Annotated in this window: 10 protein-coding genes; 6 read left to right on the top strand and 4 right to left on the bottom strand. The window is 60.6% G+C overall.

Annotated elements, in window-relative coordinates; translation table 11 throughout:
- Positions 1 to 203 precede the first annotated feature (203 nt).
- The 6 genes from QZR14_RS15435 to QZR14_RS15410 all read left to right on the top strand — a co-directional run bounded on the left by QZR14_RS15435 (position 204) and on the right by QZR14_RS15410 (position 6,565).
- The gene (locus QZR14_RS15435; RefSeq protein WP_250605894.1) at positions 204 to 722 is read left to right on the top strand and encodes an RNA polymerase sigma factor; all 519 of its coding nucleotides are present in this window, start codon (positions 204 to 206) and stop codon (positions 720 to 722) included.
- A complete protein-coding gene (locus QZR14_RS15430; RefSeq protein ID WP_311997019.1) occupies positions 719 to 1,693 on the top strand; it encodes a FecR family protein in 975 nt (324 codons plus the stop codon). Before QZR14_RS15435 ends, QZR14_RS15430 begins: the two co-directional genes overlap by 4 nt.
- 231 nt (positions 1,694 to 1,924) lie before the next feature.
- A complete protein-coding gene (locus QZR14_RS15425; protein ID WP_311997018.1) occupies positions 1,925 to 4,351 on the top strand; it encodes a TonB-dependent siderophore receptor in 2,427 nt (808 codons plus the stop codon).
- 74 nt (positions 4,352 to 4,425) lie between these two features.
- A complete protein-coding gene (locus tag QZR14_RS15420; protein WP_311997017.1) occupies positions 4,426 to 5,556 on the top strand; it encodes a PepSY-associated TM helix domain-containing protein in 1,131 nt (376 codons plus the stop codon).
- Entirely contained in the window at positions 5,553 to 5,732 is a 180-nt protein-coding gene (locus QZR14_RS15415; protein ID WP_250605890.1) for a hypothetical protein, read from the top strand. Before QZR14_RS15420 ends, QZR14_RS15415 begins: the two co-directional genes overlap by 4 nt.
- 203 nt (positions 5,733 to 5,935) lie before the next feature.
- Entirely contained in the window at positions 5,936 to 6,565 is a 630-nt protein-coding gene (locus tag QZR14_RS15410; protein WP_250605889.1) for a glutathione S-transferase, read from the top strand.
- Between the two features lie 208 nt (positions 6,566 to 6,773).
- Here QZR14_RS15410 and creD read toward each other — a convergent pair whose 3' ends face one another.
- The 4 genes from creD to rloA2 form a co-directional block, all read right to left on the bottom strand.
- Positions 6,774 to 8,144 carry a cell envelope integrity protein CreD gene (creD, locus tag QZR14_RS15405; protein ID WP_311997016.1) on the bottom strand — a complete coding sequence of 457 codons (1,371 nt, stop codon included), beginning with the start codon at positions 8,142 to 8,144 and terminating at the stop codon, positions 6,774 to 6,776.
- A gap of 169 nt (positions 8,145 to 8,313) precedes the next feature.
- Positions 8,314 to 9,732: a two-component system sensor histidine kinase CreC gene (gene creC / locus QZR14_RS15400; protein WP_250605887.1), complete on the bottom strand. Its 1,419-nt coding sequence runs from the start codon at positions 9,730 to 9,732 to the stop codon at positions 8,314 to 8,316.
- On the bottom strand, positions 9,732 to 10,412 hold the full coding sequence (gene creB / locus QZR14_RS15395; RefSeq protein WP_311997015.1) for a two-component system response regulator CreB: 681 nt from the start codon (positions 10,410 to 10,412) through the stop codon (positions 9,732 to 9,734). The genes creC and creB overlap by 1 nt, the downstream gene beginning before the upstream one ends.
- Before the next feature lie 73 nt (positions 10,413 to 10,485).
- Positions 10,486 to 10,989 carry a retropepsin-like aspartic peptidase RloA2 gene (gene rloA2 / locus QZR14_RS15390; protein ID WP_095050277.1) on the bottom strand — a complete coding sequence of 168 codons (504 nt, stop codon included), beginning with the start codon at positions 10,987 to 10,989 and terminating at the stop codon, positions 10,486 to 10,488.
- Positions 10,990 to 11,234: the final 245 nt, after the last annotated feature.

Raw genomic sequence — 11,234 nt, 5'->3', positions numbered from 1 at the left:
ATTATGGATTCACTGAAGATCGCTCAGGTCGGTGTACCTCCAGAATATCCCCCGATCGGTCCCCTCTCCCCCTAGGAGAGGGCTAGGGTGAGGGCCTGTCTTTAAACGCCCACCTGACCAGTGGCCAATTGCTAACCATTCCCACCTCTGCGACAATCGCGAACAATTCGCGTTAGTTAACATTTCCCAATCGGTGATGTCCGGTGTCGTCAGTCCCAAGCCCTAACAGTGAGCTCGTCGGTGCGCTGTATCGCGACCATCGCGGTTGGCTGCTGGCCTGGCTGCGGCGCAATGTGGCGTGTCCACAGCGCGCCGAAGACCTGAGCCAGGACACCTTTGTCCGCCTGCTCGGTCGCGACGAAATGCAGACACCGCGCGAGCCGCGCGCCTTTCTGGTGGCGATCGCCAAAGGCTTGCTGTTCGACTACTTTCGCCGTGCGGCGCTGGAACAGGCCTACCTCACCGAGCTGATGCTGATCCCCGAAGGTGAACAACCCTCGGTGGAAGAACAGCAAATGATCCTCGAAGACCTCAAAGCCATCGACCGCTTGCTCGGCAAACTGTCGAGCAAGGCCCGCGCCGCCTTCCTTTATAACCGCCTCGATGGCCTCAGCCATGCCGAGATCGCCGACAAGCTCGGCGTCTCGGTGCCGCGCGTACGCCAGTATCTGGCGCAAGGCATTCGTCAGTGCTACATCGCGCTGTACGGTGAGCCGACGTGAGCCCGGCCAGTTCCAGACCGGTGCCGGCGCATGTGCTGGACGCGGCGATTGCCTGGCAACTGACCCTCGATTCGAGCAGTCCGCTGGAGCGCGAAGAGTTCGCCAAATGGCACGCGGCCCATGAAGAACACGCCCGTGCGTGGCGGCAACTGGGCATGCTCGATCAGCGTTTCAGTGTAGCCAAAGGCCCGGCCCGCAGCGCCTTGCTGCAATCACGCGAAGGCATTCGCCGGCGGGTGCGCAGACTGGGCAGTGGGCTGGCCAGCGTTGTGGTGCTGGTCGGAGTGGGGCTGTTTGCCAGCGAACGGTTTCTGCCGCTGGACTACTGGCTCGCCGACCAGCGCACCGCGACCGGTGAGCAGCGTACTGTTCGCCTCGCCGACGGCACGGTATTGAACCTCAACACCCACAGTGCGGTGGATGTGCGGTTCGATGACAAGCGGCGGTTGATCGTGTTGCAGGAAGGCGAAATTCTCGTCGAGACCGGGCATGGCGATGCGCGCCCCTTTATCGTCGAAACCCGCGAGGGCAGCATGCGTGCCCTGGGTACGCGTTTTTTGGTCAAGCGTGAAGACCAAGGCACGCGCCTGAGCGTGTTGCAATCGGCCGTGGCGGCGCACCCGCAATCCAACCCTGAAGAGCAAATCCTCCATGAAGGCCAGCAAGTGCTGCTGCGCAGTGACGGACTGGGTTCGATCGTCGCGCTCAATCCCGGCGCTGATGCCTGGACACGCGGCATGCTGGTGGTCGAGAACGCACGCCTCGGCGATTTGGTGCATGAGTTGGGGCGGTATCGGCGCGGGCATCTGGGCGTGGCGCCGGACGTGGCGGACTTGCGCATCACCGGCAGCTTCCCGCTGCATGACACCGACAAAGCCTTGAGCGCATTGCTGCCGACTTTGCCAGTGCAGATCGAGCGGCATACGCCGTATTGGGTCACTGTCGCAAAGGCCGATATCAAACCTGAGTAATGCGGTGTCTGAGCGGCCGCCATCGCTGGCAAGCCAGCTCCCACAGGGATCTGCGGTGAGCAGCAATTTTGTGAACAGCACTGAAACCTGTGGGAGCTGGCTTGCCAGCGATGAGGCCCCTACAGCCTCCACTTTCAGTTGATCGAAATTATTTTCATCCAGCCCTATCACTTTCTGATTCTCATCCGGCACACAGGCAATTGAGAAATATTTCCATTCAGGAGCCGCCGTATGTCCCGTTCGCTAGACACTTTGTTGCGCCCCAGTCTGCTGGCTGTCGCCATCGCGCTCGGCGCGCCGCTGATCAGCAGTCCGTTGCTTGCCGCTGAACAAGCGTCCAGCGTGCGCGCCTACAATCTGCCGGCGGCGCCACTGTCGACCACCCTGAACCAGATCGCCAGCCAGGGCGGCATCGCGCTTTCGCTCAATCCGTCGCTGGCGGCGGGCAAGACCTCGGCGCCGGTCAACGGCCAGTACGACGCGGCCGGTGCCTTGCGCGCGGCCCTGCGTGGCACCGGTCTGCAACTGGAACAAAGCAGCACCGGCACCTACACCCTCGTGGCCGTGCCTGAAGGGACGCTGGCCCTGCCGGAGACTTCGGTCATCGGTGTTGAAAACTTCGAAAGTGCCTGGGGCCCGGTCGAAGGCTACACCGCCACCCGCACCGCTGCCGGCAGCAAGACCGACACCGCACTGGTCGAAGCACCGCGTTCGATCTCAGTGGCGACCCGCCAGCAAATGGACGACCGCAGCGTGCACAGCCTCGATGACGCGGTGCGCTACATGCCGGGTATCACCGCCAGCAGCTACGGCAGCGACACCCGCGCCGACTGGCTGCGGGTGCGTGGCTTCGAACCGACCCAGTTCCTCGATGGCCTGCCGCTGCCAAAAGGCGTGTACGCCAACCCGAAACAGGAAACCTGGAACCTCGACCGCCTCGCCCTGCTGCGCGGCCCGGCCTCCTCGGTTTACGGCCAGACCCCACCGGGCGGTCTGCTGGACATGGTCAGCCGTCGCCCAAGTGCCGAAGCCAGCAACGAAATCCAGCTGCAATACGGCAGCGACAACCACCGCCAGATCAACTTCGCCAGCACCGGCAAGATCGATGACGCCGGCCAGTTTCTCTACGGCCTCAGCGGTGTGGTGCGCGACAGCGGCACGCAGGTCGATCACGTCGACAACAAGCGCTACAACATCGCGCCGAGCCTGACCTGGAACATCGACGACGACACCAAATTCACCCTGCTCAGCCAGTTCACTCGCGACGATACCGGCATCACCAGCCAGTTTCTGCCGGTACAGGGCACCAAGATTAAGTCGCCGCTCGGTGATATTTCCCACCACAAGAATCTGGGTGATCCGGACTGGGAATATTACGATCGCACCTACTACGCGCTGGGCTACGCCTTTGAACATCGTCTGAACGATGTCTGGCAGTTCAAGCAGAACCTGCGTTACACCAAGTCGGACCTGTCGTTCCAGTCGCTGACGCCGGGGTCGTACCCGTTCACCGAAGTGGATGATCAAGGCAACGTCGGGCGCACCAGCACCAGCGTCGAAGAAGACATCAGCCAGTTCGCCGTGGACAACAACTTCCAGGCCGACTTCGCCACTGGCGATATCCGCCACACCCTGCTGCTGGGCCTTGACCACCAGCGCAGCAACACCAACTACACCTCGATCTTCGGTGACGGCCTGACCACCAACGTGATCACGCCGATCTACGGTCAGCCGATCGTGCGCCCGGCGCGCTCCACCGCGTTTTACGATTACGACCAGAAGACCTACCAGACCGGCCTGTACATCCAGGATCAGATGGCCCTCGACCAGTGGCGCCTGACCCTCGGCGGCCGTGAAGACTGGGTGCACACCAGCACAAAATTCATCAACAAGGGCGATGCCACCAACACCCAGCGTGACAAGGCGTTCAGCGGCAACGCAGCGCTCAGCTACGTTTTCGACAACGGTTTCGTGCCGTACCTGTCGTATGCCGAATCCTTCCAGCCGACCACGGGCGCCGACGCCACCTCGACCGGTTCGCTCAAGCCGACCGAAGGCAAACAGTGGGAACTGGGCATCAAGTACCAGCCGCCGGGCAGCAAAACCCTGCTGACCGCCGCCGTGTACGACCTCACCCAGAAGAACGTCTCGGTCAACACCTTCGTCAACAACGTGTCGATCACCAGTCAGACCGGCGAAGTGAAAGTCAAAGGCCTGGAGCTGGAAGCGGTTTCCGACGTCACCGACAACCTCAAAGTTATCGCCGCCTACACCCTGGCCAAATCCGAAGTACAGAATGGCGTCGACAAGGGCAATCGCCTGCAACTGATGCCGAACCAGCAAGCGTCGCTGTGGACCGATTACACCTGGCACGCAGGCGTTCTCGACGGCTTCGGCATTGGCGGTGGCGTGCGTTACACCGGCAACACCTACGGCGACAAAGCCAACACCTGGCTGGGCAAGGCGGACGCCTACACCGTGTTCGACGCGAGCGTGCATTACGACCTCGGCCGTCTGGACAACAGCCTCAAAGGCGCATCGCTGGCCGTCAACGCAACCAACCTGTTCGACAAGGAATACATTTCCACCTGCGACAGCTTCTACTGCTACTACGGCGACACGCGCAGTGTCGTCGCCAGCGCCACTTACAAGTGGTAAGCAATTGAGCTGAAACAGTTCATGTCACCCGGCCGTCCCTCGTGGACGGCTTTGGTGTTTTTGAAGGTCATGAAATGAAAAGTAAAACTATCCGCCGCTGGTCCTTCATCCACACCTGGACCAGCCTGGTCTGCACCGTGTTTTTGCTGATGCTGGCACTGACCGGTTTGCCGCTGATCTTTCATCACGAGATCGAGCACCTGCTCGGCGACGCACCCGAAGTGCGCGAGATGCCCACCGACACGCCTCGATTGAATCTGGCGCAACTGGTCGAGGCCGCCGAAAAGCATCGCCCCGATGACGTCGTGCAGTACTTCGGTTTCGATGACGATGAGCCGAACGCCGTGCTGACGATCATGGCGAAAACCGCGGGCACCGAACCGAACTCGTCACACACGTTCATGCTTGATGCACGCACCGGGGAGGCGCTGGAAACGCCTTCGGCCAACGGTGGTTTGATGCTGTTCATCCTGCGCCTGCACGTCGACATGTTCGCCGGGCTGCCGGGCAAATTGCTGCTGGCGTTCATGGGGCTGCTGTTTGTCGTGGCCATCGTGTCCGGGACGGTGTTGTACCTGCCGTTCATGCGCCGTTTGAAGTTCGGCACCGTGCGTCAGGACAAGTCGACAAGATTGCGCTGGCTCGACCTGCACAACCTGATCGGTGTCGTCACCCTGACCTGGGCGCTGGTGGTCGGCGTGACCGGCGTGATCAGCGCCTGTGCTGATCTGTTGATCGCAGCCTGGCGCAACGATGCCTTGAACACCTTGATCGCGCCTTATCGCGATGCCCCGCCACTGACGCATCTGGCGCCGGCCACGCGTTTGCTCGATATCGCTGGCGAAGTGGCCCCGGACATGCAGCCGGACTTCATTGCCTTCCCCGGCACACGCTTTTCCAGTGAGCACCATTACTCGGTATTCATGAAGGGCGGCACGCACCTGACCTCGCATCTGCTGACGCCGGTGCTGATCGATGCCACCACGCTGCAGGTCACCGCCGTGGCCGAACGGCCGTGGTACATGGACGCCATGGGCATGTCGCAACCGCTGCACTTCGGCGACTACGGCGGCATGCCGATGAAGATTCTCTGGGCCACGCTCGATGTGCTGACGATCATCGTGCTCGGCAGCGGCGTGTATCTGTGGGTGGTGCGGCGCAAAGCGGCCAGGCCTGTGCCGGAAACGGCGGAGGCGTCTGCATGAAGCCGCGTCAGTCGAATTTCTGGAAGGTCTTCAGCACGCCGATCGTGATTGCATTGCTCAGTGCAGCGGGATTGTTTGCGGCGTTGTTGGGGGACGGGATCTGGGATGCGTTGAGCTGGGTTGGGCTGGGTGTTCCGGCCGTTCTGGCGATCAGGGGATTGCTGCAGCGCGGGTAGTTTTGTGTTGTCGGTGATGGCCTCATCGCTGGCAAGCCAGCTCCCACAAGGATCTCTGCTGGGCCGAAAATGTGTATTCACTGGAAAAACCTGTGGGAGCTGGCTTGCCAGCGATGGCGGCCGGATGGGCGCCATCGCTGGCAAGCCATCGCGGTTCTGACTAGGCTAACCACCTGCTCTTCGACGATCACCGAGGTTTGCCAATGTCCGCCCCCAGCATGACCCTGTACCACAACACGCTCTCCCCGTTCGTGCGCAAAGTGATGGTGTTGCTGCATGAAACCGGCCAGCAGGATCGCGTTGCCTTGCAAGACTGCGTGCTCAGCCCGGTCAGCCCGAGTGCCGAGCTCAATGCCGATAACCCGCTGGGCAAGATTCCCGCCCTGCGTCTGGCCGATGGCAACGTCATCCATGACAGCCGGGTGATCCTCGAATACCTCGACCAACAACACGTCGGCAATCCACTAATCCCGCGCGAAGGCGCGGCCCGCTGGCGCCGCCTGACCCTGGCCTCGATGGCCGACGGGATCATGGACGCGTCGGTGATGGTGCGTTATGAGCTGGTGTTGCGCGCGCCGGAAAAGCATTGGGACGAATGGCTTGAAGCTCAGCGCGACAAGATCCGCCGCGCCCTCGCTGTGTTGGAAAAAGATGCGATTGCCGAGCTGACCAGCCATTTCGATGTGGCCGCCATCAGTGTGGCCTGTGCGCTGGGTTACCTCGACCTTCGCTTCCCGGACCTGGGCTGGCGGGATGCCAACCCGCAATTGGCCAACTGGTTCTTTGAAGTGAGTCAGCGACCGTCCATGATCGCCACGATGCCCAAGCCTTAAATCGGCGGCGCCTGTTCCGGCCTCTTCGCTGGCAAGCCAGCTCCCACAGGATTTGTGGTAGATCGGGGATTTATGTCATCACCGAACTCATTGTGGGAGCTGGCTTGCCAGCGATGGCAGCCACTCGGTTCCACAGGCAAAAACCCGATAATCCGCGTCACCAGTTCATCCTTCCAGCACTGTTCCTCACGCAACCCAAGCGACCGGCTCATTGCATCGCCCCCACATCAAACTCCAACGGTTTGGCCGGTTTCTGCCCGATCCCGTACCAGTCCAATTTGCGCGTCAGCACCATGAACACACCCAGCAGGCCGAACAGCAACAACGAGCCCATCAACAACGCGTAATCCTCAGCGCTGAGCAATCCGTAGAGCAGGCCATACAACGCCGCCAGCCCCGCCGAAAAGCTCAAACCGTGACGCACACTGCGCAGCACATGGCAGACATAAAACCCGATCAACAACACACAAGCGCTGGCCGACAGCAGATACGCCGGGGCAAAACCGATGTGCTCCGACAGCGACAGCAACAACAGATAAAAGAACGCCAGCGCCACACCGACCAGCGCGTATTGCACCGGGTGCACGGCCAGACTCTTGAGCACTTCGAACAGGAAGAAACCGGCGAACGTCAGGACAATGAACAGCAGCGCATATTTGATCGCTCGATCGCTCTTCAGATATTGATCCACCGGGTCGATGAAGCTCACGCCGAAGCTGCGACCGTTGAACGCCTCGCAATCATTGCTGCTCACGCAACGGCTCATGGCGTCTTGCAGGTTGGTAGAGAAAAACGTGGTCTGCCAATCGGCGCTGAAACCCTGATCATTGATTTCACGTTTGCCCGGCAGGAAGTTGCCGACAAAGCTTGGATGCGGCCAGTTGGCGGTGAGGCTGACACTGCTGCTCTTACCCACCGGCAACACTTGCAACGAACCGGTGCCTTGCAGACGCAGGTCGAAACCAAAGCTCAGCTCGGTGGTTTTGCTGGTGTCGAGCAGCGGCAACGTGACCCGCACGCCTTCACCGAGCCATCCGACTTGCGTGCCAGGAACGAAGTCCAGACGCTGGCCTTCGAGTTCTAGTTTCAGCGCATTTTCGATGCCGCGAATGTCGCTGATACCGACCGCGAGAAACGGTGCATCGAATTGGTAATCGGTGAAGTCTTCTTTGATGCCCAACTGTGCTGGCAGCGAAAAGTGGCCGTTGATGCGGTTGTCGGCATGGAACAGACGCGCTTCATAAATGCCCCGTGCACGCAGTTCGGTCTGCACCTGACCGTCGAGTTCGAAACGCTCCGGCAGGAAGTACAAACGGCCGCGCTCTTCGCTCGGCTCGTCGTAGCGCTGATTGGTTTTGTCGTTGGTTTTCCAGTTGTGAATCACTTTGCGATACGGCACCACCATCACCGGGCCGCTCAGTTGCTGGCTGTAGCTGGAACTGCGGGCGATGTCTTCAAGCACACCGTCGCGTAGTTCTTGGCGCTCGTCGATGACGCCGTCGATCATCAGCAGCGGGATCAGCAACAGCAGGATCAGCAGGGCGATGGCGCCGAGCTTTATCGTCAGATTCTTGTTCATGGGACTCTCCCTGTTTGGATGGGCAGAGTCTGCTGAGTGGGTGTGGGGTTTTTGTGGGGGGAATGTGGAGATTGTGTGGAAAAATCAAAAGATCGCAGCCTTCGGCAGCTCCTACAGGTGTACGCAACCCTATGTAGGAACTGCCGAAGGCTGCGATCTTTTGACGGAATCAAGGCAGGCGCAATATCACTTCAACACCGTTTTCGACATTGCGAATCTGCATCGCCCCACCATGCAACTTGACCACCTCTTCAACGAAGTTAAGCCCCAGCCCCGTGCTTTTCCGCCCACTGTCCGGTCGCGGCAATGAGTAGAAGCGCTCGGTCAAACGCGGCAAGGCGTAATCGGGAATCGGCGCGGTTTCATTGAAGAGCCGGTAAACAATCTGCTCCTCTTCGCGCTGGGCACTGAAGCGCAACAAGCCCTGACGCGGGGTGAAATCCAGCGCATTCTCCAGCAGATTACCCAACGCCTGACGCAACAGAAATGGCTCGCCAATCAACAGCAGATCCGCTGCAATCGTCTGTTCGATGCACAACAGTTTGCCCTCAATCCGCGCCGCCTGCCCCTGCAACAACTGATCAACCAGCGCCGCCAACGGCACGGCGACCCGCTCTTCCAGGCCTTGACGTTGTTCCACTTGTGCCAGATTCAACAACCGTTCGATCAACTGCTGCATCCGCGCACTTTCGCTGTCGATGTTGCCGATAAACCTCAGGCGCTGAACCGGCGGCATGTCGCCCTGCAGCAACTCCGCTGCGCCACGAATCGCCGCCAGCGGACTTTTCAGTTCATGGGTCAGCGTGTGCACGTAACGCTCGACGTAGGCCTTGCCTTCCAGTTGCGTGCGCATCTGCTCGACCGCTGTCGCCAGTTGCTCCAGCTCACCGCCGCGATAGTGCGGCACTTCCACCCGCCGCCCTTCGCTCACCGCCTGGGCATAACCGGTCAACCGGTGCAGCGCACGGCTCAGCCACCACGACAGCAATGCGCCAAACAGCAGACCGAGGCCGATCAACCCGGCGCCGTAAAACAGCAGGCGCCGCTCGGTGCGATCGACGTAGGGCTGCAATGAGCTGTTGGGCTTGGCCACGGTGACCACACCGATGATCTGGCCGTTGTCGCGGATCGGTGCGCCGACGTGCATCACCGACGAGTTCGCGTCATTCGCATCACTGCGGCTCGAACGCGCGCCATATTCGCCGCGCAGGGTCAGGTAAACGTCGTTCCAGCGCGAGTAATCCTGACCGACCGCGACACCACTGGAATCGAGCACGACGATGCCTTTCGCGTTGGTGACGTAGATGCGGTGGTTGACCTGATTTTTCGGCAAGCCCCAAATGGTCGCTTGCGGCTGACGCTCGCCATAGGCGCGGAGCAACTCGGGCCAGCGGTTCTCGCTAAGGGTGCCAGCCTTGAAATCATCACGGAGGATTTCCGCCATCAGGTTGGCGGTATCGACCAGGGTTTCTTCGGTGGACTGGCGCACGCCGGGGCGGATTTCTTCCATCACCGTGTTGAGCACGAAATAACCGGTCAGACCGACAAACAGCACATACACCAGAAAGATCCGCAGCCCCAGCGACATCAGCTGTGCCCCGGGCTGTAGCTGTAACCGAGGCCGCGATGGGTCTGGATCGGCTCGGCATCGGCACGCACCAGCCGCAGTTTGGCGCGCACGCTCTTGATGTGGCTGTCGATGCTGCGCTCGTAACCGGCGTCGGCGGCCACGCCCAGCGCATCGAGTAATTGCTCGCGGCTGAAGACCCGCTCGGGTTGTTCGAGCAGGCATTGCAGCAGGCGGAATTCGTGGCGGGTCAGGCTTAACGTCTGGCCGCGATAAATGATTTGAATCCGTTCCGGATCAATACGAAACAGCGCTGAACTGGCCTCAATCGCTGGACGCGGCGCCATGCGTTTCAGAATTGCCTTTACTCGCGCCGCGACTTCACGCGGGCTGAACGGCTTGACCACGTAGTCGTCGGCGCCGATTTCCAGCCCGACCACACGATCAATCTCGGCATCGCGGGCGCTGAGGAACAGCACCGGCACTTCGCTGAAGCGCCGTAGCTGTTTGCAGGTCTCGAAGCCGCTGATGTCCGGCAGGCCGATGTCGAGGATGATCAGATCGGCCGGGCTCTGGCGCTGATGTTCCAGCGCCAGAGCGCCGAGGCTCAACCACGTGGTGGTGAAGCCTTCGCCCTGCAAGGCAAAAATCAGCGTGTCGGCAATTGCCGCTTCGTCTTCGACAATCAGGATATGAGGCATGGCGTCCGAGCCCGTGGGTTAGGTGCGCGAACGGTGCCCCAAGCCTGACGTTACGTCAATCAGACCACTTGGCTCAGCAGTCCGGCTTGTCCGCCGTGAAGCGCCGCGCCGGGTTCACCGCCGCGCCGAACTCGCGCAAGGCCTTGGCACCGATCAGCAGCGGGTAGTTGAAGTTGCTGCGGTCGGTCAGGTTGACCTCGACGGTACGCTTGACGTTACCCAGACACAGTTCCAGATCGACCACCGGGCGCTTGGCGACTTCGGTGCTTTCGCCCTCGTCCTCTTCATCCGAACGGCTCTTGATCTTGCTGATACGCGCGACCTTGTGTTCATAGACCTTGTTGCTGGCGTCTTTGGTGGCGAGGCGGAACCGCACCCATTCATCGCCATCGCGGGTGAAGGTTTCGATGTCCTTGGCCGACAGCGAGGCGGTCAGGGCGCCGGTGTCCATCTTGGCCTTGAGCACTTCACCGCCGATTTCCGGCAGCGCGATGTATTCGTAGCGCCCGTACAGGGTCGGCTCGGCGGCCATGACCGGCAGGGCGACGAGGGCAAACAGTGCAAGGAGGGATTTCACGTAAGGGGCTTCCTTGGAAAATGAGGGCGGCAGAGTGGGATTTTAGACACCCATTGATTCATTCGTTCGCCTTGAAATTGCTTTCGCGAGCAGGCTCGCTCCCACAGGGTTTTGTACTGAGCACACATTTTTAATGCACCTGAATCCAGAGTGGGAGCGAGCCTGCTCGCGAAGAGGCCAGCACATTCAACACAACGCTTGAGCAAAGCATACGCAGCCAAAAGTGAAACATTCGTCACCGCCGA

This window comes from Pseudomonas sp. rhizo66 (assembly GCF_031931925.1).
Lineage (GTDB): Bacteria > Pseudomonadota > Gammaproteobacteria > Pseudomonadales > Pseudomonadaceae > Aquipseudomonas.
The sequence above is the reverse complement of the archived record's forward strand: the minus strand, read 5'-3'. Positions and strand labels throughout refer to the sequence as shown.